The 25,795-nt window shown below is 73.7% G+C and carries 24 protein-coding genes and 1 pseudogene; 7 read left to right on the forward strand and 18 right to left on the reverse strand.

What is annotated here, in order from left to right; translation table 11 throughout:
* The 11 genes and pseudogenes from ACIQWA_RS22735 to ACIQWA_RS22785 all read right to left on the reverse strand — a co-directional run bounded on the left by ACIQWA_RS22735 (position 1) and on the right by ACIQWA_RS22785 (position 11,448).
* Positions 1-1,701, reverse strand: coding sequence for a protein kinase (locus ACIQWA_RS22735; RefSeq protein ID WP_402485109.1), 1,701 nt, complete (start codon positions 1,699-1,701; stop codon positions 1-3).
* 113 nt (positions 1,702-1,814) lie between these two features.
* Positions 1,815-3,218, reverse strand: a complete 1,404-nt coding sequence (locus ACIQWA_RS22740) for a protein kinase (RefSeq protein WP_402485112.1) — start codon at positions 3,216-3,218, stop codon at positions 1,815-1,817.
* 320 nt (positions 3,219-3,538) lie between these two features.
* Positions 3,539-4,153, reverse strand: coding sequence for a bacterial proteasome activator family protein (locus ACIQWA_RS22745; protein ID WP_360227540.1), 615 nt, complete (start codon positions 4,151-4,153; stop codon positions 3,539-3,541).
* A 270-nt stretch (positions 4,154-4,423) separates the two neighbouring features.
* Entirely contained in the window at positions 4,424-5,248 is an 825-nt protein-coding gene (locus ACIQWA_RS22750) for a hypothetical protein (protein WP_402485113.1), read from the reverse strand.
* Positions 5,249-5,414: 166 nt separating this feature from the next.
* Positions 5,415-6,392 (reverse strand): NAD(P)H-quinone oxidoreductase, encoded by a 978-nt coding sequence (locus tag ACIQWA_RS22755; RefSeq protein WP_360227546.1) that lies wholly within the window; start codon positions 6,390-6,392, stop codon positions 5,415-5,417.
* Between the two features lie 36 nt (positions 6,393-6,428).
* Entirely contained in the window at positions 6,429-7,487 is a 1,059-nt protein-coding gene (locus ACIQWA_RS22760) for a potassium channel family protein (RefSeq protein ID WP_402485116.1), read from the reverse strand.
* Positions 7,484-8,692, reverse strand: coding sequence for a molybdopterin molybdotransferase MoeA (locus ACIQWA_RS22765; RefSeq protein WP_402485119.1), 1,209 nt, complete (start codon positions 8,690-8,692; stop codon positions 7,484-7,486). Before ACIQWA_RS22765 ends, ACIQWA_RS22760 begins: the two co-directional genes overlap by 4 nt.
* Positions 8,689-8,970, reverse strand: a pseudogene (locus ACIQWA_RS22770) (DUF6457 domain-containing protein); the annotation flags it as partial. The pseudogene ACIQWA_RS22770 and the gene ACIQWA_RS22765, both read right to left, overlap by 4 nt.
* A 101-nt stretch (positions 8,971-9,071) precedes the next feature.
* Entirely contained in the window at positions 9,072-9,656 is a 585-nt protein-coding gene (locus ACIQWA_RS22775; protein ID WP_402485122.1) for a molybdenum cofactor guanylyltransferase, read from the reverse strand.
* A 17-nt stretch (positions 9,657-9,673) separates the two neighbouring features.
* Positions 9,674-10,690, reverse strand: coding sequence for an MBL fold metallo-hydrolase (locus ACIQWA_RS22780; protein ID WP_402485125.1), 1,017 nt, complete (start codon positions 10,688-10,690; stop codon positions 9,674-9,676).
* 110 nt (positions 10,691-10,800) lie between these two features.
* The gene (locus ACIQWA_RS22785) at positions 10,801-11,448 is read right to left on the reverse strand and encodes an NAD(P)H-dependent oxidoreductase (protein WP_360227552.1); all 648 of its coding nucleotides are present in this window, start codon (positions 11,446-11,448) and stop codon (positions 10,801-10,803) included.
* A gap of 106 nt (positions 11,449-11,554) precedes the next feature.
* Here ACIQWA_RS22785 and ACIQWA_RS22790 point away from each other — a divergent pair, with 106 nt between their 5' ends.
* Entirely contained in the window at positions 11,555-11,974 is a 420-nt protein-coding gene (locus tag ACIQWA_RS22790) for a winged helix-turn-helix transcriptional regulator (RefSeq protein WP_402485127.1), read from the forward strand.
* 118 nt (positions 11,975-12,092) lie between these two features.
* Here ACIQWA_RS22790 and ACIQWA_RS22795 read toward each other — a convergent pair whose 3' ends face one another.
* The gene (locus tag ACIQWA_RS22795; RefSeq protein ID WP_360227557.1) at positions 12,093-12,860 is read right to left on the reverse strand and encodes a polyprenol monophosphomannose synthase; all 768 of its coding nucleotides are present in this window, start codon (positions 12,858-12,860) and stop codon (positions 12,093-12,095) included.
* A 339-nt stretch (positions 12,861-13,199) separates the two neighbouring features.
* Here ACIQWA_RS22795 and manA point away from each other — a divergent pair, with 339 nt between their 5' ends.
* Entirely contained in the window at positions 13,200-14,408 is a 1,209-nt protein-coding gene (manA, locus tag ACIQWA_RS22800; protein ID WP_402485131.1) for a mannose-6-phosphate isomerase, class I, read from the forward strand.
* Positions 14,409-14,580: 172 nt separating this feature from the next.
* Positions 14,581-15,789: a GNAT family N-acetyltransferase gene (locus ACIQWA_RS22805; protein WP_402485134.1), complete on the forward strand. Its 1,209-nt coding sequence runs from the start codon at positions 14,581-14,583 to the stop codon at positions 15,787-15,789.
* Between the two features lie 61 nt (positions 15,790-15,850).
* Here ACIQWA_RS22805 and dnaB read toward each other — a convergent pair whose 3' ends face one another.
* Positions 15,851-17,470 carry a replicative DNA helicase gene (gene dnaB, locus ACIQWA_RS22810; protein ID WP_402485136.1) on the reverse strand — a complete coding sequence of 540 codons (1,620 nt, stop codon included), beginning with the start codon at positions 17,468-17,470 and terminating at the stop codon, positions 15,851-15,853.
* A 457-nt stretch (positions 17,471-17,927) separates the two neighbouring features.
* Here dnaB and ACIQWA_RS22815 point away from each other — a divergent pair, with 457 nt between their 5' ends.
* Positions 17,928-19,277: an MATE family efflux transporter gene (locus ACIQWA_RS22815; RefSeq protein WP_402485139.1), complete on the forward strand. Its 1,350-nt coding sequence runs from the start codon at positions 17,928-17,930 to the stop codon at positions 19,275-19,277.
* Positions 19,278-19,386: 109 nt separating this feature from the next.
* On the opposite strand, the gene rplI is transcribed toward ACIQWA_RS22815, so the two are convergent.
* From rplI to rpsF, 4 genes are all read right to left on the reverse strand, one after another.
* Positions 19,387-19,833: a 50S ribosomal protein L9 gene (rplI, locus tag ACIQWA_RS22820; RefSeq protein WP_360227569.1), complete on the reverse strand. Its 447-nt coding sequence runs from the start codon at positions 19,831-19,833 to the stop codon at positions 19,387-19,389.
* A 17-nt stretch (positions 19,834-19,850) separates the two neighbouring features.
* Entirely contained in the window at positions 19,851-20,087 is a 237-nt protein-coding gene (gene rpsR / locus ACIQWA_RS22825) for a 30S ribosomal protein S18 (RefSeq protein ID WP_030059640.1), read from the reverse strand.
* Between the two features lie 79 nt (positions 20,088-20,166).
* On the reverse strand, positions 20,167-20,775 hold the full coding sequence (locus ACIQWA_RS22830) for a single-stranded DNA-binding protein (protein WP_402485143.1): 609 nt from the start codon (positions 20,773-20,775) through the stop codon (positions 20,167-20,169).
* Between the two features lie 96 nt (positions 20,776-20,871).
* Entirely contained in the window at positions 20,872-21,162 is a 291-nt protein-coding gene (gene rpsF, locus ACIQWA_RS22835; RefSeq protein WP_188298654.1) for a 30S ribosomal protein S6, read from the reverse strand.
* A gap of 318 nt (positions 21,163-21,480) precedes the next feature.
* On the opposite strand from rpsF, the gene ACIQWA_RS22840 reads away from it, so the two are divergent.
* The 3 genes from ACIQWA_RS22840 to ACIQWA_RS22850 all read left to right on the forward strand — a co-directional run bounded on the left by ACIQWA_RS22840 (position 21,481) and on the right by ACIQWA_RS22850 (position 24,115).
* Positions 21,481-21,780 carry a hypothetical protein gene (locus ACIQWA_RS22840; RefSeq protein WP_030059643.1) on the forward strand — a complete coding sequence of 100 codons (300 nt, stop codon included), beginning with the start codon at positions 21,481-21,483 and terminating at the stop codon, positions 21,778-21,780.
* Between the two features lie 168 nt (positions 21,781-21,948).
* On the forward strand, positions 21,949-23,067 hold the full coding sequence (locus tag ACIQWA_RS22845; protein WP_402485146.1) for a lipid II:glycine glycyltransferase FemX: 1,119 nt from the start codon (positions 21,949-21,951) through the stop codon (positions 23,065-23,067).
* A 13-nt stretch (positions 23,068-23,080) separates the two neighbouring features.
* The gene (locus ACIQWA_RS22850; protein ID WP_402485149.1) at positions 23,081-24,115 is read left to right on the forward strand and encodes an alanine racemase; all 1,035 of its coding nucleotides are present in this window, start codon (positions 23,081-23,083) and stop codon (positions 24,113-24,115) included.
* Positions 24,116-24,137: 22 nt separating this feature from the next.
* Here the strand turns inward: ACIQWA_RS22850 and ACIQWA_RS22855 are convergent, their stop codons facing one another.
* Complete coding sequence (locus ACIQWA_RS22855) at positions 24,138-25,724, reverse strand: glycosyltransferase family 87 protein (RefSeq protein ID WP_402485151.1); 1,587 nt, start codon at positions 25,722-25,724, stop codon at positions 24,138-24,140.
* Positions 25,725-25,795: the final 71 nt, after the last annotated feature.

Consider the following 25,795-nt stretch of genomic DNA (forward strand, 5'->3'; position numbering starts at 1 on the left):
TCAGTTGCCGCCGACCGGCGGCGTCACCGGCGGCTTGACCGGGGTCTGCGACTGCTGCGGCTTCGAGGAGGCCGTACCGTCACCCGAGGGCGCCGACGGCGAGGTGCTCGCCCCACCGGTCGCCGTCGCGGAGGCGCTCGGCGTGTGGGTCGGCGTGGGCGTCGGGGTCGGCGTGTGCTTCCCCGTCGGCGACGGCGACATGTTGTTGCCGCCCCCGCCGCCGTTCCCGCTGTACGTCCCGGGGTCGCTCGGCAGCTGCGGCCGCCGGCTGCCGGAGGTGGACGGCGGCGGGGTCGGCTGGCCGTTCTGGGTCGGCGTGGTCGACTCGACGGTGCTGACCGCCGGCTCGGGTGTGTTGGGCACCACCGGCGTCTTCACGTCAGTGCCGCTGAGCGCGAAGGCGATCCCGGCCCCGGCCGCGACCAGCACGGCGATCCCGCCGGCCACCCAGCCCCAGGGCCCGCGCCGCCGACCGCCGTGGTCACCGTGGTCGTCCTCGCCGCCACCGCCGCCGTACGAGCCGCCGCCCTGGTACGGGGAGGGGGTGTGCGGGCCGCCCGTGGAGTACGGCAGCACCGAGGTCTGGTCACCGGCGCCGACCGCGCCGAAGGCCTGGGTGGCGGCCGCCTGGTCCGGCCGGAGCACCTGGGTGGCCCCGGTGTCCCCGGGCAGCCCGGTGCCCGCGCCGACCCAGCCGGCCCCGCCCGCGCCGTGCATCTCGCGCAGCGCGTGCTGCAGGTGGGCGCGGAACTCGTCCGCGTCCTGGAAGCGGTCGTCCGGGTTCTTGGCGAGCGAGCGCAGCACCAGCGGGTCCAGGCCGACCGGCACCCGGCTGTTGGCCTGCGAGGGCGGCATCGGCGGGTCCTGGACGTGCTGGTAGACCACCGAGAGCGGGGTGTCGCCGGTGAACGGCGGGCGCAGCGTGAGCAGTTCGAAGAGCATGCAGCCGGCCGCGTACAGGTCGGACCGGTGGTCGACCGGCTTGCCGAGCGCCTGCTCGGGCGACAGGTACTGCGGGGTGCCCATGACCATGCCGGTCTGGGTCATCGTGGTGGCCCCGCCGGTCAGCGCCCGGGCGATGCCGAAGTCCATCACCTTGACCGCGCCGGCGTTGGTGATGATCACGTTGGCGGGCTTGATGTCGCGGTGCACGATGCCGTTGCGGTGGCTGTAGGCCAGCGCCTCCAGCACCCCGGCGATGATGATCAGCGCCTGGTCGACCGGCGGCGCCTCCTCGTCCGCCAGCAGCTCGCGGACGGTCCGGCCCTCGACCAGCTCCATCACGATGTACGGCGTGGACTCGTCCCCGACGTACTCCTCGCCGGTGTCGTAGACCGCGACGATCGAATGGTGGTTGAGCGCCGCGACGGCGTGCGCCTCGCGGGTGAAGCGCACCCGGGCGATGTCGTCCTGCGCCAGCTCGCCGCGCAGCAGCTTGACCGCGACGGTGCGGCCCAGCCGCACGTCCTCGGCGGCGAACACCTCGGCCATGCCGCCGCGGCCGAGCCGGTGGGTCAGCCGGTAGCGGCCGTCGCCGACCGTGCCCATCGGCACCCCGCGGCCCGGCGTCTGCGAACCGCCGAACGGCGGCAGCGCGGAGGTCGCGGATTCGCTGCCCGGCTCGGGGATCCTCGGCGCGCCGCCGGTCCGGCCGTTCGCTCGGGCACCCGTCTCGTCGTCCGGCTGCTGCGTCTGTGCCATCGCTCCTCGCCCCGGGCGTTCGCTCGGATTCGCGGTGCCCTGTCGCTTACGTATCCCCGAACGCTACCGCTTCCGGCGCGCAGCCGTGACACGCGCGGAGGAGCGGGAAACCGTCAGAGCAGACCGCCCCGGTCGGCCTGCGGGTCCACCACCACGACCGCGGCCGGGCGCTCGGAGTGGAACTTGCCGTTGGTGTTGTTCTGCGCCTTGTTGACCACGATCGCGATGATGATGCCGGCCAGCACCAGCACGCCGACGATGATCGCGATCACCACGAAGGCCGTGGAGCAGCCGCCGCTGCTGGGCTTCGGCTGCTGGTACGGCGGCATCGGCTGCGGGCCCGGGGTGTGCATCGGCCGCTGGAAGGGCTGCGGCGTGTGCGGGGCCTGCGGGACCGGGGTCTGGTACGCGGGCGGCGGGGTCCGGTACTGCGGCTGGGCCTGCGGGCCGCCCTGCTGGAGGTACTGCGGGTGCGGCGTCCGGTACGCGGGCGGCGGGGTCTGGTACTGCGGCGGCTGCTGCTGGGGGAACGGGTGCGGGGTCTGCGGCGCCTGCGGGGTGGCGTGCACCGAGCGCGGCCCCTCCTTGATCACCAGCGGGGAGCTGGCCTGCAGCGCGTGCCCGGCGCCGCCGCCCTTCAACTCGGCGATCAGCCGCTCCGCCTCGTCCCGCATCGCGGCCGCGCTCTGGAACCGGTGCGCCGGGTCCTTGCGCAGCGCCTGCGCCACGAAGGCGTCCACCACCGGGGTGATCGACCGGTTGAGGCTGGAGGCCGCCGGCGGCTCCTCCTGGACGTGCTTGTAGGCGATCGAGAAGGCCGAGTCGCCGTCGAAGACCAGCTGGCCGGTGAGCATCTCGAAGAGCATCACACCGACCGAGTACAGGTCGGAGCGGGCGTCCACCGGCTTGCCGAGGGCCTGCTCGGGCGACAGGTACTGCGGGGTGCCGACCACCATGCCGGTCTGGGTCATCGACGTGACCCCGGACTCCAGCGCCCGGGCGATGCCGAAGTCCATGACCTTGACGTTGCCCTTGCGGTCGAACATGACGTTGCCGGGCTTGATGTCGCGGTGCACCAGGCCCATGTCGTGCGAGGCCTCCAGCGCGTTCAGCACGCCGACGATGACCTTCAGGGCCTCGTCGGCCGGCATCGCGCCGTACTGGGCGACCGCCTCGTTGATCGCCTCGCGCAGGCCCTTGCCGTCGATCAGCTGCATGACGATGTACGGCGTGCTGGAGCCGTCCGGGGCGACGTCCTCGCCGCTGTCGTACACCGTGACGATGTTCGGGTGCTCCAGCCGGGCCACCGCCTGGGCCTCGCGCCGGAACCGCTCCTTGAACGAGTCGTCCCGGCCCAGCTCGCTGTGCATGCTCTTCAACGCGACCTGCCGGTCCAGCACGCTGTCGTACGCGAGGTGCACGGAGGCCATGCCGCCCTCGCCCAGCAGCCGCTGCAGCACATAGCGGCCGTTGCCCAGGGAGAAGCCCTCGGCCGCCGCGTTGCCGTGCTCGCTCATGGTCCTCTGCTCCCCCTCGGCGCGGTGGTCCTGCCGCAACCGGTGACGTTCGGTCTCGTCCGTGCGTGGTGGCCCGGCCCGCTGGCCCGGCGAACCCCTGTCGCGGCGGCTCCACCGGCCTGCGACAGGGGTCAGGGTATCGGCTCCCGCCGACGGTGATCGGCCCAGGGCCGGTCCCGCCCCCGGACCGTCGGCGCCCGGTCCCCGCGCCCCGGCCCGGGGCGGACCGTCACGGTACGGTCCGGCCCCGGACCGTACCCACGGGCCGACGGGTACGGTCCTGCGGGTCGGGCCCACAGGTACGGTCTGCGGGGTCGGGCCTACAGGTACGGGCCGGAGCGGATGCCGCGGCCCTGGCCCGGCTCCTCCTCGTCCGGCTCGCCGCCGTGCAGGCCGGGCGGCAGCGCGCGCCGCATCTGCTCCAGCTGCGCCCGCGCGGCCATCTGCTGCGCGAACAGGGCGGTCTGGATGCCGTGGAACAGGCCCTCCAGCCACCCCACCAGCTGGGCCTGGGCGATCCGCAGCTCGGCCTCGGTCGGGATGGTGTCGTCGGTGAACGGCAGCGAGAGCCGCTCCAGCTCGGCGACCAGCTCCGGGGCCAGCCCGAGCTCCAGCTCCTTGATCGAGCTGGCGTGGATGTCCTTCAACCGGACCCGGCTGGCCTCGTCGAGGGGCGCCGCCCGGACCTCCTCCAGCAGCTGCTTGATCATGCTGCCGATGCGCATGACCTTGGCGGGCTGCTCGACCATCTCGGTCACCGGGAGCTCCCGCGGCATCTCCGAGTCCTCGTGTCCCTCGATCGGCGCCCCGGCGAACCCCTGTCCCACGGGCAGCCCGTCCGGTCCGACGATCAGCACCTTCTGGCCGTCCTGCGACTGCCCGCCGGCGGCCCGGAAGGGCTCCTGCGACGAGCGCTCGTTCATCGGATTCGTCATGAACAACATTCTCTCTCACTGGGGTTGGTCGGGCGGAAGCCCCCGTGCGTCCCGCCGTCCTGCGCCACCCCGTCACGACGGTACGCCCCCGCGGCCCGGCCGGGAATCCGTACGGATACTCAGTTCCCGCCCCGACCCGACCGTCCGCGCCCGCGCGTGCGCCGTCCCGCGCGCCGCCCGGTCGCACACAGCACCTCCCCGACCACCCCGCGAAACCCACCCCTCACCGCGGGCCCGTCCCCCGCGAACCCGCACCGAACCTCCACCCCCTCAGCCCTTCCGCAGGCGCAGGCCCACCAGCCCCAGGCCGCAGCCGATCAGGCCCAGGCCCACACCCAGCGGCAGCTGGAGGGTGGAGGGGTCCTGCCAGCGGGCGGGGAGGACCCCGCTGGCCGCCGTGGCCGTCAGCGGCTGGGCGGCCGTCGTGACGGTGTCCTGGTCGACGGCCGGGTCCTGGGCGTCCGAGGTGTCCGGGGCCGGGTCCGGCCGGTCGGCCTGGGCGCCCTGGTCCGGGGCCTGCGCGGGCGGCTGCTCGGGGGGCTGCTCGACGGCCTGGTCCGGGGCCTGCGCGGCAGCCTGGTCCGGCGCCTGGTCCGGCACCTGCCCGACGGCCTGGTCGGGCCGTTCCAGGACGGCGGCCGGGTGGTGGCGGTGCGCCCTGAGCTCGGCGAGGTCAGGGCGCGACCGGTCGGGCACCCCGTACTGCGGCGGTGCGGCCTTCGGCGAGGACCAGCCCTGGTCCGCTCCGTCCGCCTGGGCGGACGGATCCACCTGGTCCAGCTGGTCCAGCTGGTCCACCTGGTCCAGCTGATCCGACTGGTCCGACTGATCGGGCTGCGCCGCCCGCTGCGCCTTGCCGCCCGGCACCGGAGCGTCCGCCCGCGCGTCCGCCGGTGCCGAGGCACCCGGCGCGGGGGCCGCCACCGCACCGGTCGCGGCGGCCAGCGGGAGCGTCAGCCCCAGCACGGCCGCCGCGACCAGCCGCCGGGCCCGACCGGTCGGACGGGCTCGGCGGGGACGACGGGCACAGCGGTCGGGACGGTGGTGGAGCGCGGCGGGCAGCGGCCCGAGGACGACGTGCGGGGGTGCGGCCACGGTCGGAGTCCTTCCGACGGCCGACCACGCCCGGAGGCGGGTTCGGCAGCGGGACAGCTCCGCACCAGATTCACACAGTCCGACAATCGCGGCATTTCGGACAGCCTGGCAGCCCCGGCCCGCCGCCCCGGCACCCCGCCTCCACGGCGCCCCGGCGCCCCGCCGCTCAGACCGTCAGCACGACCTTCCCGACCTGCTCCCCCGCCTCCAGCACCCGGTGCGCCTCGCCGACCTCCGTCAGCGGCAGCACCCGGTCCACCACCGGCTTCACCACCCCGGACTCCACCAGCGGCCACACGTGCTCCCGCACCGCCGCCACGATCGCCGCCTTCTCGGCCAGCGGCCGCCCGCGCAGGTTGGTGGCGATCACCGCCGCCCGCTTGCGCAGCAGCGCGTTGAGGTCGAGTTCGCCCTTCACCCCGCCCTGCAGCCCGATGATCACCAGCCGCCCGTTGACGGCCAGCGCGTCCACGTTCCGCTGCAGGTACTTGGCCCCCATGATGTCCAGGATCACGTCCGCCCCGGCCCCGTCGGTGGCCTCCCGGAGCGCCTCGACGAAGTCCTGCTCGCGGTAGTCGATCGCGATGTCCGCGCCCAGCTCGGTGCACCGGGCCAGCTTCGCCGCGCTGCCGGCCGTCACCGCGACCCGGGCGCCGACCGCCTTGGCCAGCTGGATCGCCATCGTCCCGATCCCGCTCGCGCCGCCGTGCAGCAGCACCGTCTCGCCCGGCCGCAGGTGCGCGGTGAGGAAGACGTTGGACCACACGGTGCAGGCCACCTCCGGCAGGGCCGCGGCCTGCTCCGGGCTCAGCCCCTTCGGCAGCGGCAGCAGCTGCCCGCTCGGCACCGCGACCCGCTGGGCGTAGCCGCCGCCGGCCAGCAGCGCGCACACCTCGTCGCCGACGGCCCAGCCGGCCACGCCCGGGCCGAGCGCGACGATCCGCCCGGCGCACTCCAGCCCGGGGTAGGGGGAGGCGCCGGGCGGCGGGTTGTAGAAGCCCTGCCGCTGGAGCAGGTCGGCGCGGTTGACGGCGGTGGCCGCCACCTCGACCAGGACCTCGCCCTCGCCGGGCACCGGGTCGGGGACCTCGGCCCACACCAGTGCCTCGGGGCCGCCGGGTACGGGAATCGTCATCGCATGCATGCCCCGAACCTACTGCGGCGCACGGCGCTCCGGGGCTCAGGCCCCGCCCTGCGCGGCCGACTTGATGACGATCACCCGGTCGGTGAGCTGCAGCACCGCGGCCTCCGGCTCGGTGTAGTTGAGCACCCGCCGGCCCCGCACCACCGCGACCACCAGCTCCGCGCACTCGCGCGGGCTGTGTCCCGCCTCGGCCCGGGTGACCGGACGCTCGACCACGTCCAGCCCGTTCCCGTACGTCAGCAGGTCCTCCATCACCGCCCCGGCGTGCGGGCTGAGCATGGACAGCCCGAGCAGCCGCCCGGCCGAACTGGAGCTGGTGACCACCACGTCAGCGCCGCTCTGCCGCAGCAGGGGTGCGTTCTCGTCCTCCCGGACGGCCGCGACCACGGTGGCGCCCTTGTTCAGCTGCCGCGCCGTCAGGGTGATCAGCACCGCCGTGTCGTCCCGTTCCGGGGCGACCACGATCCGGGCCGCGGCGGGGACGGCGGCCCGCACCAGGGTGTCGGTCCGGGTCGCGTCGCCGACCACCCCGACCAGGCCGTGCTGCGAGGCGTGCTCGATCACCTTGCGCTGGGGGTCGACGACGACGATCTCCTCGGCCTTCACCCCCTGCCCGAGCAGGGTGTCGACGGCGCTGCGCCCCTTCGTCCCGAAGCCGATGACGACGGTGTGCTCGCGCACGGTGGACCTCCAGCGGTTCAACCGCCATTGCAGGCGGGTCCGTTCGGTGAGCACCTCCAGCGTGGTGCCGACCAGGATGATCAGGAACACCACGCGCAGCGGGGTGATCACGAAGATGTTGGTGAGCCGCGCGCCGTCGCTGTACGGGGTGATGTCGCCGTAGCCGGTGGTGGAGAGCGTCACGGTGGCGTAGTACGCCGCGTCCAGGAAGCTGAGTTCGCCGCCCGCGTTGTCGTGGTAGCCGGCCCGGTCCAGGTAGACGATCACCGAGGTGGCGACCAGCACGGCCAGCGCGAGCAGCAGCCGCGAGCCGACCTGCCGGAGGGCGGGCGCGGTACGGCGCGCGGGCAGCACGATCCCGGCGTCCGCCCACGGTTCCGTCCCCGGCGCCGAGATCCGCCGCAACCTGCTCACGGCGCCTCCACCAGCTCGACGGTCTCCCCCGCGGCCGCGCCGCCGGGCGGGACGACGGCCAGGGCCTCGGCCCGGGCCAGGCCCCGCAGCATCGCGGGCCCGTCGAAGGCGAGCGGCACCACGCCCCTGGCGGTGCGCCGCACCGGTTGCAGCCGGGTGTCCACCGGGTGCCCGGGCAGCAGGACGGCCGCCGGGGCGAGCGCGGGCGCGGCGGCGGCCCGGCCGGCGCGGGCGTGCAGCAGCGGCAGCGCCAGGGTGACCATGCCGGCCGTGGCGGCGAGCGGGTTGCCCGGCAGGCCCACCAGGTGGCGCCCGCCGGTGAGTTCGGCCAGCAGCATGGGGTGTCCGGGCCGGACGGCCACGCCGTCCACCAGCAGTCGGGCGCCGGCCTCGGCGAGCGCCCGGTGCAGGAAGTCCACCGGGCCGGCGGCCGTCCCGCCGGTGGTGACCACGACGTCGGCGGTGGAGTGCCGCAGGGCGTCCCGCAAAAGCCCGAAGTCGTCCCGGACGCAACGGACTTCGGCCACCTCAGCACCGGCCGCCCGCAGCCAGGGCGGCAGCAGCGGGCCGAGCGCGTCCCGGACCAGTCCCGGCCCGGGGATCCCGGTGTCGAGCAACTCGTCACCGAGCACCAGTAGTTGGACCACCGGACGGCGGCGCACGGCGAGCCGGTCGTGGCCGCAGGCGGCGGCCAGGCCGAGCACGGCCGGCCCGATCACCGTCCCCGCGGGCAGCAACTCCTCGCCCCGGCGGCACTCCTGGCCGCGCGGGCGGACGTCCTGGCCGGTGGTCAGCTGCTGGGGGCCGCTGTCGCGCAGCAGCGTGCCCTCCGCCCGGCCGTGTTCGCGCCGCAGTACGGCGGTGGCGCCGGGCGGCAGTTGGGCGCCGGTGGCGATCTCGACGGCGTTGCCGTCGGCCAGCGGCGCCACCTCGGTGCGCCCGGCCAGCACCCGGCCGGTGACCCGCCAGGGCCCCGGCCCGGCGACCGCCCAGCCGTCCATCGCGGAGGTGTCGAAGGCGGGCAGGTCGGTGAGCGCGCCGAGCGGTTCGGCGAGGACGTGCCCGAGCGCCTCGGCCAGCGGCAGCCCGATCACCGGCAGCGGCCGCAGTCCGGCCCGGCGCGCGGCCTCCCGGGCACGCGACCAGCTCAGCACGCCGGGGCCGGTGGCGGGAACGGTCACGGTGGTCCGTCCGACCTCGCTCACGGCTCCCCCGGGCCGTCTGCCGGGTTCCACCGCTCGGCGAGCGCCGCGGTCCGCCGGGACGCCTCGGCCACGGCCTGCGCCCCGCCGCCCTGCTGCGCGGCCGCGTAGCCGATCAGGAAGGCGGTCAGCGGCGCCGCGGGCCGGGCCACCCCGTGGGCGACCACCCGGGCCAGGTCGAGCAGTCCCCGGACGTCCACGTCCAGGTCGATGCCCAGGTCGGCCTTGACCTCGGCGATCCAGTCTTCCAGCGTGCGCTCCATGCGCCCATGCTGCCCGATCGACGGTTTCCCCGAGGTGTTCGCCCCGTGTGCGGCGCGCGTCGCTTCCCGCACCACCGGCGGAGCGGCCGGGTGAGGCCCGCCCACCGCCCGGCCCCAGGTCAGGACTTCTCCCGCTCCCGGGCCCGTTCCAGGTCCTCCCAGGTGTCGCAGTCGTACGCGACGTTGTCGGTGTCGGCGACCCGCAGCCCGCTCAGCCCGCCGACCAGGCGGCGCAGCGGCTGCCCGGCCGGGTCGCCGAGCGCGGTGAGCGCGGCGCGCAGCGGGGCGGTGCGGTAGGCGGCGGCGAGCGGCTGGTCACGGCCGCCCGCGTCGACCAGCACGGCGGCGTCGACGTGCGGTCCGGCCCGGTCGAGGGCGGCGACCAGCCGGTCCACCGTGCGGCGGTCCAGGAAGGGCAGGTCGGCGGCGAGCAGCAGCACGGTGTCCGCGGTGACCAGGTCGAGCCCGGCCGCGACGGCGGCGACCGGCCCGCCGCCGGGCGGCTGCTCCCTGGTCCAGCGGACGCCCGGGCCCGCGGTGGGCCGGGCAGGACCGACCACCACGGTGGTCCGGGCGCCGGTGCAGGCGGCGAGCACCCGGTCCAGCAGGGTGGTCTCGCCGACGGTCAGGCCCGGTTTGTCGACTCCGCCCAGCCTCCGGGCCGCGCCGCCCGCCGGAACGATCACGTCGTACGGCGTCGTCATGCGGCCAGTATCCCGCCCTACCGGCCGTCCCCGTCCCGGTCCGTCCCGGCCTCCCCCTCGGTCCCGGCCGTCCCGTCGTCGCCCTCGCCCTCACCCTCGGCCCCGGCCCCGGTCTCCGCCCCAGCCGCCGGAGCGGCGGCGGACCGGGCGGTGTTGGCGGCCGCCCCCAGGTCCAGGAAGGCCGGCAGGGTCAGCTCCCCGTACCGCTCGTTCATCGCCGTGACCAGCGCCTCCGGGTCGTCCGGGTGCTCGGCGAGCAGCCGGTCGAAGTCCCGCAGGTACTCCCCGGTGAAGGCGAGCACCCGGGCCGCGTCGTCGCCCTGCTCGGGGGCGCGGTGCCCGGCGATCACCCGGTCCACGCCGAGGTCGGCGATCCGGCCGAGGTTGTGGCCCCAGGTGGTGCGCTGGGCCGGGGTGGTGTCGGCGGTCCACACGTGGGTGCCGTTGCAGACGAAGTCCCCGGCGATCACGGTCCGGATGCTCGGCACGTGGACGACGGTGGACTCCCCGCAGTCGGCCTGGCCGAGCAGCAGCACCGGGATGACCTGGCGGTCGAGCATCAGCGGCTGCGGCAGCAGCGGGGCGGGCACCAGCGGGTGGTCCGGGATGTCGTCGCCGTAGACCGGCTTCCACTGGGCGACCTTGGCCGCGACGGTGCGCCGGATGCCCTCGACCACGGCCGGGGCGGCCAGCAGCTGGGCGTCCGGGAAGAGCCTCAGCACCTCCTCGGCCCCGAAGTAGTGGTCCGGGTGCTGGTGGGTGACCACGATGGCGAGCAGCCGGCGGCCCTTGCCCGCGACCCATTCGGCCAGTTCGCGCCCGGCGCTGCGGGTGAGCTGGGCGTCGACGAGGATCGCGGTGTGCTCGCCGAGGATCAGCGTGGAGGTGGCGAAGAAGGCCGACTCGGGCCCGGTGAAGACCGCGACCTCCAGCGGCCGGGCGGTCCGCTCGGTGTCGTCGGGGAGTCCGGCCGCGACGGGCTCGGCGTCCACCCGTTCCGCGCCGGCGCTCTCCTCGGGCGGGGACGACGTCACGGGCTGCTCCCTCTGGTCGGCGGTCGGACTTCCTGCGCCCTACAGCATGGGAGTACCGGCGGCCGATTGCGCGGAAGGCGCGCCCGGCGGGGCGCGCCGTCCGGCGCAGGTCACACCGCGGCCCGGGCGGCGAGCTCCTTGCCCCGGGTGGCGGCCAGTTCCAGAGCCCTGGCCTTGGACTCGGCGGCCGCCGGGACGAACTCGGCCAGCGCCGGGACGTTCGGCGCCATGGTGAACTCCGGGACGATGAAGTCGACCTCCAGCCCGAGCCCGCCGGCCAGCACCTTCTCCAGGTAGGTGGTGACGAACTCGAACGGCTCGCGCGGGGCGCCCGGGCCGTACGAGCCGCCGCGGGAGGCGACCACGGTGACCGGGGTGCCCTTGGCGGAGGGCTGCTCGCCGGCGGTGCGGCCCATCAGGATCACCTGGTCCAGCCAGGCCTTGAGGGTCGACGGGATCGTGAAGTTGTACATCGGGGCGCCGATCAGCACCGCGTCGGCGGTCTCCAGCTCGACCATCAGCCGCTCGCGCAGCGCGAAGGCGGCGGCCTGCTCGGCGGTGCGCGCCTCGGCCGGGAGGTATCCGGCGGTGATGCCGGCGGCGTCCAGGTGCGGCAGCGGGTCGGCGGCGAGGTCGTGGTGGACCACCGTGCCACCGGGGTGCTCGGCCTCCCAGGCGGCCCGGAAGGCGGCCGTGACCTCGCGGGAGACGGAGCCGTCGGTGAGCGCCGAGGAGTCGATGTGCAGAAGCGTGGGCATGCCGGTCCTCCAGAGAATAAGTAGCTGCCTTTTCCCTCGCAGCTGTAAGTACGGTAGCAGCTTACTTTTCTACAGTCACTAGTGGCGAGTCGAGTACGCTGGATCCATGGCCGAGCCCGAGGTAGTGACCGACGCAGTACCGACCGGGGTCGACGCGTGCGCCGCCCCTGCCGGCCGCGGCGACCGCGGCGGCTGCGCCAGCGTCGACCTGGCCCTCCACCGGGTGTTCACCCTGCTCGGCAAGCGCTGGACCGGCATGCTGCTGGGCGTGCTCACCAACGGCGGTCCGGCCTACTTCTCCGAGCTGCGCCGCGCCGTCCCGGGCATCAGCGAGCGGATGCTCTCCGACCGGCTGACCGAACTGACCGAGGCCGGGCTGGTGGTCCGCGAGGTCGACCCCGGCCCGCCGCTGCGGGTCAGCTACCGGCTCACCGAGGGCGGCGTCGCCCTGAAACCGGCCCTCAACGAACTGGCCGTCTGGGCCGACCGCTACCTGCCGGAGAGCGCCCTCCGGGGCGGCTGCTGACCGGCCGGCCCCGGCCGCTCACCAGCGGGCCACCGGCCACCGGCCCGCCCCCGGGTACGACGAAGGGTCCGTCCGCCGTATCCCGGCGGACGGACCCTTCACACGATCAGGGGGCGGCTCAGCCCTTCGCGGCACCGCCGCGCGCCCGGGACACCCGGTCGGCGACACCCCAGGAGGTCACCCGCCAGAGCGCCTCGGCCACGATGCCGCGGCTCATCTTGGAGGCGCCGAGCTCGCGCTCGACGAAGGTGATCGGCACCTCGGCGACCTTGAAGCCGGCCTTCACCGTGCGCCAGGCCAGGTCGACCTGGAAGCAGTAGCCGGCCGAGGCCACCTCGTCCATGCCCAGGCCCAGCAGGGTCTCCTTGCGGAAGGCCCGGTAGCCGCCGGTGACGTCCCGGATCGGCACGCCCAGCATCAGCCGCGAGTAGGTCGAGCCGCCGCGGGAGAGCAGCAGGCGCGACTTCGGCCAGTTCACCACCCGGCCGCCCGGCACCCAGCGCGAGCCGAGCACCAGGTCGGCGCCGCGCAGCGCGCTCAGCAGCCGGTCCAGCTCCTCGGGCTGGTGCGAGCCGTCCGCGTCCATCTCGACCAGGACGTCGTAGCCGTTGTCGATGCCCCAGCGGAAGCCCGCGAGGTAGGCGGCGCCCAGGCCCTCCTTGCCCTTGCGGTGCATGACGTGGACGTTGCTGTCCTCGGCGGCCAGCTTGTCGGCCAGCTCGCCGGTGCCGTCGGGGCTGTTGTCGTCGGCGACCAGCACATGGGCCTCGGGCACCGCAGCGCGGACCCGGCCGACGATCCGCTCGACGTTCTCCGCCTCGTTGTAGGTCGGGATGATCACCAGGACCCTGCCGAGATCAGCAAAACTCTGCTGGTTCACGGTCACGTACAAACCTCTCGGCCGATGGCGGGGAGTGTCAGAACACCGTCGCCCGCACTCTGGAACGCGGCCCCGCCGACAGCCCGCCGACGGGATGACCACGGTGGAGAATGCTGCGGGGGGCGGATAATACTGCGTCCTGGCATTCTACTACCGCGCCCGGGAACCACCGCTCGGACCACGGCAGTCCCACCTGATACCCGCCGTTTCCCCGCGGGCGACCCAGGTCAGCTAGGGTCGATGCCCTTGCCCGGGCCCGGACCGCCCGCACCGCCGGGCCCGCACCGCCGACCCGACCCGGGACGTCCGGGGCAGCCCCGTCAGCGAAGGAGTAGGACCGCGCGCATGGACAGGCTCGTCAACACCGTCCGCCCGTACGCCTGGGGGTCGCTCACGGCCCTGCCCGAGCTGCTCGGCCAGGAGCCGACCGGAGAACCGCAGGCCGAGCTGTGGATGGGCGCCCACCCCGGCGACCCGTCCCGGGCCGACCGCGGCGAGGGCCCGCGCCGGCTGGACGAGCTGATCGCGGCCGACCCGGAGGGCGAGCTCGGCGCGGCGAGCGTGGCCCGGTTCGGGCCGAGCCTGCCGTTCCTGTTCAAGGTGCTCGCCGCCGGCATCCCGCTGTCCATCCAGGCCCACCCCACGACGGAGCAGGCCCGGGCCGGCTTCGCCGCCGAGAACGCCCTCGGCATCGCGCCGGACGCCCCCGAGCGGAGCTACCGCGACGACAACCACAAGCCCGAAATGGTGTGCGCGCTGGGCGAGTTCGAGGGTCTGTGCGGCTTCCGCCGGCCCGCCGAGGCGGCCGCGCTGATGGCCGCCCTCGGGGTGCCCGGGCTGGACCCGCTGATCGCCCTGCTGGCGGTCGGCGAGGACGGCGGCGCCGAGGCCGAGGCCGAGGTGCTGCGCCGCACCCTGGCCACCCTGCTCACCATGGACGACGAGACCGCCGGGCGGACCGTCCGGGAGACCGTCGCCGCGCTGGCCGGCACCGACCCGGACGGCCCGCACGCCCCGTACGCCCGGATCGCCAAGGACTTCCCGGACGACCGCGGCGTGATCGCCGGCCTGCTGCTCAACCACGTCCGGCTGCGGGCCGGCGAGGCGCTCTACCTGGGCGCCGGGGTGCCGCACGCCTATCTGTCCGGCGTCTGCGTGGAGCTCCAGGCCAACTCGGACAACGTGCTGCGGGCCGGCCTCACCCCCAAGCACATCGACGTCCCGGAACTGTTGAAGGTCGTGCTCTTTGAACCCGGTGCCCCCGAGGTGGTGCACCCCGTCCCGGTCGAGGGCACCCCCGGCGAGCAGCTCTACCCCGTCCCGATCGACGAGTTCCGGCTGTCCCGCTTCCAACTGGACGGCGTGCGGCGGGAGATCGACGGCCGCACCCCGCAGATCCTGCTCTGCACCGAGGGTGCCGTCCGGCTCACCGCCGCCGACGGCGCCGTGCTGGACCTCGCCCGCGGCCAGTCCGCCTTCCTGCCCGCCACCGGCGCCCCGACCCGGCTCTCCGGCACCGGCGCCACCCTCTTCCGGGCCACCGTCACCGTCTGATCCACCGCCGCACCTGCCCCTCCCCCGCACCGCGTTCGCACCGCCTTCGCACCGGCTTCGCGCCGGCTCGGCCATGGCCGGTCGAAATTCGTTTGCTCCGCCCGCCGGTCACGGCTGGACTGTCCGGCGGCCCACGAAGCGCGGGCCGTACTCAGGGGAGAGCACAGCAACGATGGAAATCCGTTCCACGACCGAGAAGGACCTCGACGTCTTCGTCGACACCGTCCACGCCGCGTTCGGCCGCTTCCCCGAGACCCCGGCCGAGGACGGCGGCGGGCTCTGGTGGTCGGCGATCGAACCGGAGCGCTGCCTGCTCGCGGAGACGGCCGAGGGGCGTCCGGTCGGCACCGCCGGCGCGTACTCCTTCGAGCTCACCCTGCCCGGCGGGGCGCTCACCCCGGTCTCCGGGGTGAGCTTCGTCGGCGTCCTGCCCACCCACCGCCGCCAGGGCGTGCTGACCGCGATGATGCGGCGCCAGCTCGCCGACCTGCGGGCCCGCGGGGAGTTCCTCTCCGTGCTGCTGGCCTCCGAGGCCTCGATCTACGGCCGGTTCGGCTACGGCCCGGCGACGTACACCGGGCGGCTCACGGTGCCGCGCCACCGGGCTGTCCTCGCCGCCCCGCGGGCCGGCGGCACGGACACCGGCTCGGTCGAGGTGCTGCGGCGCGCCGACTGCCGGGACCTCCTGGAGGAGCTCTACGACCGCTACCGCCGTGCCCGGCCCGGCGCGCTCTCCCGGCCGCACCGCTGGTGGGCCCTGAACGCCGGGCAGCCCCCGGTCTCCGCGGCGCCGCGCTACATCGTCCTCCACCGGGACGCCGACGGCACCCCGGACGGCTACGCCAGCTACTCGCTGGACGGGGGCACCCTGATGGTGGACGAGACCATCGCCGTCGACGACGCCGTCACCTCGGCCCTGTCCCGGGTCCTGCTCGGGCACGACCTGGTCGACCAGGTCGTCTTCAAGCACTTCACCGCCGAGCACCCGCTGCGCTGGCAGCTCGCGGACTTCGGCGCCGCCCAGGTGGGCAACAGCACCGAGTGGCTCTGGGTCCGGCTGCTGGACGTCCCCCGGGCGCTGACCGCGCGCGGCTGGTCCGCCGACGGCGAGCTCGTCCTCGACGTGGACGACCCGTTCCTCGGCGAGCGCGCCCGCCACCTGCTGACCGTCCGGGGCGGCGAGGCCACCTGCGTCCCGACCGACCGGGAGCCCGACCTCTCGCTGGACGTGCGGGACCTGGGCGCGGTCTACCTCGGCGGCACCCCGGTGAGCACGCTGGTGCGGGCCGGGCACGTCCGGGCCCACCGCCCGGAGGCGGCCGCCCTGGCCGACGCCCTGTTCCGCACCGAGCGCCCCCCGCACTGCCTGTCCTGGTTCTGACCGGTCGCCCCCGCCCGCCCCGAATCCGGTTCCGCACCGGGAGCGGGCCGGGGGCCGGGGGTCAGTCCCGGGTCATGTCGACGAAGCGCGAGTAGTGGCCCTGGAAGGCGACGGTGATGGTCGCGGTCGGACCGTTACGGTGCTTGGCGACGATCAGGTCGGCCTCGCCCGCGCGCGGGGACTCCTTCTCGTAGGCGTCCTCGCGGTGCAGCAGGATGACCATGTCGGCGTCCTGCTCGATCGAGCCGGACTCGCGCAGGTCGGAGACCATCGGCCGCTTGTCGGTGCGCTGCTCGGGACCACGGTTCAGCTGGGACAGCGCGATGACCGGCACTTCCAGCTCCTTGGCCAGCAGCTTGAGGTTACGGGACATGTCCGAGACCTCCTGCTGACGGTTCTCTGCCCGGCGGGAGCCGCCGGACTGCATCAGCTGGAGGTAGTCGATGACGATCAGCTTGATGTCGTTGCGCTGCTTGAGCCGGCGGCACTTGGCCCGGATCTCCATCATCGACAGGTTCGGCGAGTCGTCGATGAACAGCGGCGCCTCGCTGACATCCGGCATCCGGCGGGCGACCCGCGTCCAGTCGTCGTCCGTCATGTTCCCGGAGCGCATGTGGTGCAGCGCGACCCTGGCCTCGGCGGAGAGCAGGCGCATGGCGATCTCGTTGCGGCCCATTTCGAGCGAGAAGATCACGCTCGGCAGCTTGTGGTGGATCGAGCAGGCCCGGGCGAAGTCCAGCGCCAGGGTCGACTTGCCCATCGCGGGGCGGGCCGCGATGACGATCATCTGGCCGGGGTGCAGCCCGTTGGTGAGCGCGTCGAAGTCGGCGAAGCCGGTCGGCACGCCGGACATCTGGCCGTTGCGGGAGCCGATCGCCTCGATCTCGTCGAGGGCGCCCTCCATGATGTCCGCGAGCGGCGCGTAGTCCTCGTTGGTGCGCTGCTCGGTGACGGCGTAGATCTCCGCCTGGGCGGCGTTGACGATCTCGTCCACGTCGCCCTCGGCGGCGTAGCCCATGCCGGCGATCCGGGTGCCGGCCTCGACCAGCCGGCGCAGCACCCCGCGCTCGGCGACGATCTGGGCGTAGTACTCGGCGTTGGCCGCGGTCGGGACGGAGTTGACCAGGGTGTGCAGGTAGGCGGCACCGCCCACCCGCTGCAGCTCGCCGCGCTTGGTGAGCTCGCCGGCCACGGTGATCGGGTCGGCCGGCTCGCCGCGGGCGTACAGGTCGAGGATCGCGCCGTGCACCATCTCGTGCGCGGGCCGGTAGTAGTCGGCCGGCTTGAGCACCTCGACCACGTCGGCGATGGCGTCCTTGGAGAGCAGCATGCCGCCCAGCACGGACTGCTCGGCGGCGAGGTCCTGCGGGGGGACGCGTTCGAAGCCGTCGACGCCGCCGCGGCCCTCGTCGTCCCGGCGGTCGTCCCGGCCGCCGCCCTTGCCGTTCTTGCCGCCCCTGCCGTTGAAGTCGCCGCCCTTGCGGAAGCCCTCGCCCCGGTTGCCGCCCTGACCGCCGCCGCCACCCTGGCCGCCGCGGTTGCGGGAGACCGGCAGCCGGTCGCCGGGACCGTCCGGGAAGGGGGCGTCGTCGAAGGCGCCGGCCGGAAAGGGGTCCTCGGCGGGCTGCCAGTCCTCCTCCGGCGGCGGGGCGTCGTGGTCGTCGTACTGGGGGCCGGTCACGCGTGTTCCCCGATCAGCGAGTGGTGCGAAGTTGGAGCGGGCCTTGCCGGTGGCTGGGTGGAGCGAGCGGAGCCGCTCCTCTTTGTACGCCACGGCACCGACAAATCGGACGCCGGGGCCGGTGGGAGTGTCGGGTGGAGGGCCCACGCTAAGGCGCCGGACGCCCTTGCGCCAAGGCGGTTATCCACAGGGGGTGTGGACGACTGGCTCCGGGCTGTGGAGAACTGCCGCAAAGCTGTGGACACCCCTGTGGAAGCTCCTGTGGATAACCGGACGATCGATCCGTCGTCAACCTGCTGACCTGCGATTACCTCTTTCGGGACCTGTGCATGAGAAATTCTTCACACACCGCCGAACGACGGTGGGCGCGGACCGGCCGGAGCGCGCCGCCCACAGGTTCGAGTAATGACTGACTGTGCCATTGGCCTATTACCTGTGGATGAGTACCCTGGAGCGCATGAGCACCGCCCCCGCCGAGCCCTCCAGACGCACCCGCGACGCACGCGGCCACGATCGCGAGATCCTCGCCCTGGCGGTGCCCGCCTTCGGCGCCCTGGTCGCCGAACCGCTGTTCCTGATGGCCGACTCCGCGATCGTCGGCCACCTCGGCACCCCCCAGCTCGCCGGGGTCGGCGTCGCCTCCGCCGCCCTCACCACGGCCACCGGGGTGTTCGTCTTCCTCGCCTACGCCACCACCGCCGCGGTGGCCCGCCGGATCGGCGCCGGGGACCGCCGGGGCGCCGTCCAGCAGGGCGTCGACGGGCTCTGGCTCGCCGTCGGCCTGGCCGTCCCGGTGGTCCTGCTCACCCTGCTGCTAGCCCCCCGGGCGGCCGAACTGCTGGGCGCCTCGCCGACCGCGGCGCCGTACGCCGTGACGTACCTGCGGATCAGCTCCCTGGGCATCCCGGCGATGCTGCTGGTGCTGGCCGCCACCGGCGTGCTGCGCGGCCTCCAGGACACCCGTACGCCGCTGCTGGTGGCCGTCGGCGGCTTCACCGCCAACATCGCGCTGAACGCCGGCCTGGTGTACGGCGCCGGACTCGGGGTGGCCGGCTCGGCCTGGGGCACCGTGCTGGCCCAGACCGGGATGGCCGCGGTCTACCTGGTCGTGGTGGTCCGCGGCGCCCGCCGGGAGCGGGCCTCGCTGCGGCCGGACGCGGCGGGCATCCGGGCCGGGGCCAGGGCGGGCGGGCCGCTGCTGGTCCGCACGGTCAGCCTGCGCGCGGTGCTGATGATCGCCACCGCGGTGGCCGCCCGGCTCGGCGACGACCAGGTCGCCGCGCACCAGATCGCCATGACGCTGTTCAGCTTCCTGGCCTTCGCGCTGGACGCCATCGCGATCGCCGGCCAGGCCATCATCGGCCGCTACCTGGGCGCCTCGGACGTCCCGGGCGCCCGCGCGGCCACCCGGCGGATGGTCGAGTGGGGCCTGGGCTCCGGGGTGGTGCTGGGCCTGCTGGTGGTGCTCGCCCGCCCGCTGTACGTCCCGCTGTTCACCCCCGACCCGGTGGTCCAGGGGCAGCTGCACACGGCCCTGCTGCTGCTCGCGCTCAGCCAGCCGGTGGCGGGCCTGGTCTTCGTGCTGGACGGCGTGCTGATGGGCGCCGGGGACGGCCCCTACCTGGCCCGGGCGGCGCTCGCCACCCTGGCGGTGTTCGCCCCGGCCGCGTTCCTGGTGCCGGCCACCGGCACCGGACTGGCCGGGCTGTGGTGGGCGATGAACCTGTTCATGCTGGTCCGCGCGGTCTTCCTGGTGGCCCGCGCCCGCGGCGGCCGCTGGCTGGTCACCGGAGCCGTGCGCGGCTGAGGAGGCCCGGGAACGACCGAGGGGGCCCGGGAACGACCGAGGGGGCCCGGGAACGACCGAGGGCCGGACTCCCCGGGGGGAGTCCGGCCCTCAGCCGGTGCTACGGAACTCAGGCAGCCACGACGGCGACGTCGAGGTTGGCCACGACGTCCGAGTGCAGCTTGACCGAGACCTTGTGGGTGCCCACGGTCTTGATCGGCGAGGCGATCGCGACGGCGCGCTTGTCCACGGCCGGGCCGCCGGCGGCCTTGATGGCCTCGACGACGTCGGCCTGGGTCACCGAGCCGAACAGACGGCCGGCGTCACCCGAGCGAACGGCCAGCTTGACCTGGACGCCCTCGAGCTTGCCCTTGACCTCGTTGGCCGCGTCCAGGGTCTGGATCGCGTGGATCTTGCGGGCGCGACGGATCGCGTCGACGTCCTTCTGGCCGCCCTTGGTCCAGCGGATGGCGAAGCCACGCGGGACCAGGAAGTTGCGGGCGTAGCCGTCCTTGACCTCGACGACCTCGCCGGCGGAGCCGAGACCCGGAACCTCGTGCGTGAGGATGATCTTCATTACTCGGTCACCCTCTCTTAGCGCGCGGTGCTGGTGTAGGGCAGCAGCGCCATCTCACGGCTGTTCTTCACGGCCGTGGCGACGTCACGCTGGTGCTGGGTGCAGTTGCCGGTGACACGGCGGGCACGGATCTTTCCGCGGTCGGAGATGTACTTCCGCAGCAGGTTCGTGTCCTTGTAGTCAACGTAGTTGACCTTGTCCTTGCAGAAGACGCAAACCTTCTTCTTCGGCTTGCGAGCAGGCGGCTTCGCCATGGTGTGCTCCATTTGGGGTTCACGGCCCGACCGGCGTCCGGGGACGCCTGCGGCCGGGCCGCACGAAATCTGTCAGCTCTTAGAACGGGGGCTCTTCCGAGTAGCCGCCACCGGACGGGGCGCCGCCCCAGCCGCCGCCGCCCTGGTTTCCACCGGACGGGGCGCTGGACGCCCACGGGTCGTCGGAGGGGCCGGACTGGCCGCCGCCGGAGTTTCCACCCCAGCTGCCGCCGCCCTGCTGGCCGCCACCGTTGCCACCGCCCCAGCTACCGCCCTGGCCGCCGCCCTGCTGGCCGCCGAAGCCGCCGCCGGGACCGCCGGACCGGTTGGCCCGGGTGACCTTCGCGGTCGCCGAGCGCAGGCTCGGACCCACCTCGTCGACCTCGACCTCGAAGACCGTCCGCTTCTCGCCTTCCTTGGTCTCGTAAGACCGCTGGCGCAGTCGGCCCTGCACGATGACGCGCATGCCGCGCTGCAGCGACTCGGCCACGTTCTCCGCCGGCTGCCGCCAGACGTTGCACGTGAGGAAGAGGCTCTCGCCGTCCTTCCACTCGTTCGTCTGACGGTCGAAGGTGCGGGGGGTGGACGCGATGCGGAACTTCGCGACCGCCGCACCCGACGGGGTGAAGCGCAGCTCGGGGTCGTCGACGAGATTGCCGACGAGGGTGATGACGGTCTCGCCTGCCATGGTGGTGATGACCTCTCGGGAAGATGTCCGTTCACCGCTGTTTCACGTGAAACAGCGGACGCGAGCTACCCGAGACCCGAAGGCCTCAGAGGTGGCTCAGTGGGTGTCCGGGCGCAGGACCTTGGTCCGCAGAACCGACTCGCTCAGGCCCAGCTGGCGGTCGAGCTCCTTGACGACCTCAGGCGTGGCCTTGAGGTCGATGACCGAGTAGATGCCCTCGGACTGCTTGTTGATCTCGTAAGCCAGACGGCGACGACCCCAGGTGTCGACCTTCTCCACCTTGCCGCCGGCGTTGCGGACGACGGCCAGGAAGGACTCGATCAGGGGGGAGACAGCGCGCTCCTCGACCGACGGGTCGAGGATGACCATCAGCTCGTAGTGACGCATGAGTAACCCACCTCCTTTGGACTCAGCGGCCACGGTCTCTCCGTGGCAGGAGGGTTGTGCGTAGCGTCGGCACCGGTGCGGTGACGACTCCGGCCCACGGTAGCGGCCGGGTCGGACAATCGGGCCCCGCACACCCGCCAGGGGTGTCACCCGGAAGAGGGCGCAAGGGGGCACAACTACACCAGTGCAGACGGCACAGCCTACCTGCACCCGGACGGCCGAACAAAACGCACAGGGGTTGTGAGACGGACGAGGCCGCCGCAATCTGGACGGAACGGGATTCCTGCCCGTTCGTCTCCACGCCAGGAGGTGGGACTCATGGCCCAGTCCGTCCACCGCATGCCCGCCCTCACGCTGAACACCGACGGCCACCCGCACCCCCGCGAGAACACCCTGGTGGCCCTGACGGCCGTGCTGGGCGTGATCGCCTTCACCACCTCGTTCTTCTACAACCTGCACCTGCTGACCTCGTGGACCGGCCTGGCCGGGATCGTCACCGGCCTGTGGGGCATGTTCGTCTCGGTCACCACCGCCGAGCGCTTCGTCCTGATGATCACGCTCGGCGCCTCCGCGATCGGCTTCTACCTCGGCATCGCCCGCGGCGGCCTGTGGGGCTGAACACCCGGCTCCAGGAACCCTCGGCGCCCCCGTCGCGTATCTGCATCAGACAGGTACCCGCCGGGGGCGCCGTCGTGCCCGCAGCGCCGGGCGGCCGGGCCCCGGACGATAGGGTCGAGCCCGAGAACCTGGGGCCACCGCAGCCCGACCGACGAGGAGCACCGAGCAATGAGCCTGCGCCTGAGGACGATCACCCGCGAGGAGCACCTCGCCTTCATCAGGAGCCGTGCCTCGGCCAGCCACATGCAGGTGCCGTCCTGGGGCGACGTGAAGGCCGAGTGGCGCTCGGAGTCGATCGGCTGGTTCGACGACGCCAACCGGCTGGTCGGCGCGGGCCTGGTGCTCTACCGCCAGCTGCCCAAGGTCAAGCGCTACCTCGCCTACCTGCCCGAGGGCCCGGTCATCGACTGGTTCGACCGGGACCTCGACCGCTGGCTCTCCCCGATGCTCGCCCACCTGAAGTCGCAGGGCGCGTTCTCGGTGAAGATGGGCCCGCCGATCGTCATCCGCCGCTGGAACGCCCCCACCATCAAGGAGGCCATCGCCGCCAAGCAGGCCAAGCGCCTGCGCGACGTCGAGGCCGACTGGTACGAGGCCCGCGCCTTCGAGGTGGCCGACCGGCTGCGCAAGGCCGGCTGGCTGCAGGGCGAGGACGGCGGCGCCGGCTTCGGCGACGTCCAGCCGCGCTACGTCTTCCAGGTGCCGCTGGCCAACCGCTCGCTGGACGACATCCACAAGAACTTCAACCAGCTCTGGCGCCGCAACATCAAGAAGGCCGAGAAGAGCGGCGTCGAGGTGTACCAGGGCGGCTACGACGAGCTGCCGATCTTCCACCAGCTCTACCTGGTCACCGCCGAGCGCGACAAGTTCACCCCGCGCCCGCTGTCCTACTTCCAGCGGATGTGGCAGGCCCTCACCGCCGAGGACCAGAACCGGATGCGGCTCTACATCGCCTACCACGAGGGCGAGCCGCTGGCCGCGACCACGATGCTGGTGGTCGGCGAGCACGTCTGGTACTCCTACGGCGCCTCGGCCAACCACAAGCGCGAGGTCAAGCCGTCCAACGCGATCCAGTGGCGGATGATGCGCGACGCCTACGCCCTCGGCGGCGGCGTGTACGACCTGCGCGGCATCAGCGACACCCTGGACGAGAACGACCACCTGTTCGGTCTGATCCAGTTCAAGGTCGGCACCGGCGGCCAGGCGGCCGAGTACCTCGGCGAGTGGGACTTCCCGCTCAACAAGCTGCTGCACAAGGCCCTCGACCTCTACATGTCCCGCCGCTGAGGAGGCTGCCCCGATGACGCTGTCGCTCTACCTCGACACCGAACGCTGGCGCGCCCACCAGCGCTCCGTCCTGGCCGAGTTCCCCGGCCTGGTGCCCGTCGCCAAGGGGAACGGCTACGGCCTGGGCAACCACCGGCTGGCCGAGGAGGCGACGCTGCTCGGCACCGGTGTGCTGGCCGTCGGCACCGCCTACGAGGCGGCCGACGCCGCCGAGTGGTACGGCGGCGAGCTGCTGGTGCTCACCCCCTACCGGGTCGGCGAGGAGGTGCTCCCGCTGCCGCACGCCCGGGTGATCCGCACGGTGGCCGGCGTGGACGCGCTGCGCTCGCTGCACGGCGCCCGGGTGGTGGTGGAGTGCATGACCACCATGCGCCGGCACGGCGTGAGCGCCGCCGACCTGCGCACCGTCGCCGCCGAGCTGGACGGCGTCTCCTTCGAGGGCCTCGCCCTGCACCTGCCGATGGACCGGCCGGACGGCTCCAGCCCGGTCGAGGAGGTCGTGTACTGGGTGGACACCGCGCTGGCGGCCGGCATCCCGGTGCACACCGTCTTCGTCAGCCACCTGGGCGCGGCCGGCATGGAACAGCTGGCCCAGCGCTACCCGGGCACGGTGTTCCGGGCCCGGATCGGCACCCGGCTCTGGCTGGGCGACCACGGCGCGCTGGAGGTCCGGGCCACGGTCCTGGACGTCACCCCGCTCAAGAAGGGCGAGCGCTACGGCTACCGCCAGCACCCGGCGCCCACCGACGGGCACATCCTGGTGGTCGCCGGCGGCACCGCGCACGGCATCGGCCTGGAGGCTCCCAAGTACGTGGCCAGCATGGGCGCGCGCGCCAAGGGCATCGCCCGGGCCGGTCTGGCGACGGTCAACAAGACCAAGTCGCCGTTCCACTGGGCGGGCAAGCAGCTCTGGTTCGCCGAGCCGCCGCACATGCAGGTCTCGCTGCTGTTCCTGGACGGGGAGACCGCGCCCCCCGCGATCGGCGAGGAGCTGGGCCTCCAGGTCCGGCACACCACCACCCACTTCGACCGGGTGGTGGACCGCTAGGACCCACGGCGGCCCCCGGGCGCTACCGCTGCTTCTCCTCGGCCGGCTCCGACAGCCGTGGCTCGTCCAGCCACTGCTCGAAGGAGCCGGCCGACGCGTGTCCGGCGTAGCTCCGCTCCTCCTCCAGCCGCCGGGCGGTGCCCAGTGCGAAGGCGTCCGGCGCGCCGTCCAGCACCCCGCCGGAGGGGTCGTCGGTGCCGTCCCAGCGGACCGGGTCGCGGTCCGGGTACAGGGCGTCCCGGACCACCAGCACGACCAGGTAGAGCGTGCCGAGCAGGTGCAGCGCGATCGCGAAGTGGTACCAGTTCTCGCCGATGCCGTGCTGCTTGGGCCCGGTGACGAAGCCCAGGTGGGACCAGATGCCCAGGGTGTACAGCACCTCGCAGGCCTGCCAGATCAGCAGGTCGCGCCAGCGCGGCCGGGCCAGCGCCGCGAGCGGCAGCAGCCAGAGCGCGTACTGCGGCGAGTACACCTTGTTGACCAGCACGAACAGCGCGACCACCAAGAAGGCCAGCTGCGCGAACCGCGGCCGGCGCGGCGCCGAGAGGCCGAGCCACGCTATGGCCGCGCAGCCCAGCACCATCAGCACGCCGATGTAGAGGTCGAGGTCGGCCAGCCCCACGCCGCGCTGCTGCATCAGGATCAGCCAGAAGGAGCCGTAGTCCTCGCCGCGGTGCTTGCTGAACACGTAGAACGTCGACCAGCCCTGCCAGTTGGCCAGCATGATCGGCAGGTTGACCACCAGCCAGGCCCCCACCGCGCCGCCGAGCACCACCCGGAACTCGCGCCACTTGCCGGCCCGCCAGCAGAGCACCAGCAGCGGGCCGATCAGCAGCAGCGGGTAGAGCTTGGCCGCGGTGGCCAGGCCGATGAAGACCCCGGCCCAACCCGGCCGGGAGCCGGCCCACCAGGCCATCGCCACGGCGGCCAGGGCGACCGCGAGCAGGTCCCAGTTGATCGTGCCGTTGAGCAGCAGGACCGGCGAGAGCGCGAACAGCATCGCGTCCCAGGGGCGGCGGCGGTGGGTGCGCGAGAGCGCGACCGCGGCGACCACCGCGCAGGCCATCAGCAGCCCGGCGTTGATCGCCCAGAACCACTGCTCCTGGGCCTGCTCGGTGCCGCCGCCGGGCGTCAGCCAGGCCGCGACCTGCATGAACAGGCCGGTCAGCACCGGGTACTCCAGGTACTGGAGGTCCCCCGTGGTGCCGGGGATGCGGTCCACGTACGGGTGCAGCCCGGCCGCGAAACCGCGACCGGAGAACAGGTGCGGGACGTCGCTGTAGCAGGCGTGGATGTACTGCGGCGAGCCCGGCTGGAACCAGGCCTGGTCGTAGCAGGGCAGGTTGTGCACCATGCCGAGCGCGGAGACCACGATCACCACCAGGGCCAGCACCCGCACCGGGATCCACCAGGAGACGCCGAGCAGCGCCCGTCGGCCGGGCGGGCCGCCGAACACCTCGCTGCCGGCTGCCGCCACCCGGTCCTCGTCGGCCGGGACGACCACGGTGTTGGCCGGCGGCGCGGCCGTGGCGACGGCTGCCGGGGTGGTCCCTGCGGCGGCGCCGGGCCCGTCCGGGCCGCCGGTTTCGTCACGATCGCTCGACGTCATGCCGGACATCCTGCCGCACCGGATGCGCCGGGACGAGGAGGACCCCGCGATGGTCCGGCGGTGCGGGAGGG

Origin of the sequence: Kitasatospora sp. NPDC098652 (genome assembly GCF_044760155.1) — a bacterium.
Classification (GTDB): Bacteria; Actinomycetota; Actinomycetes; order Streptomycetales; family Streptomycetaceae; genus Kitasatospora.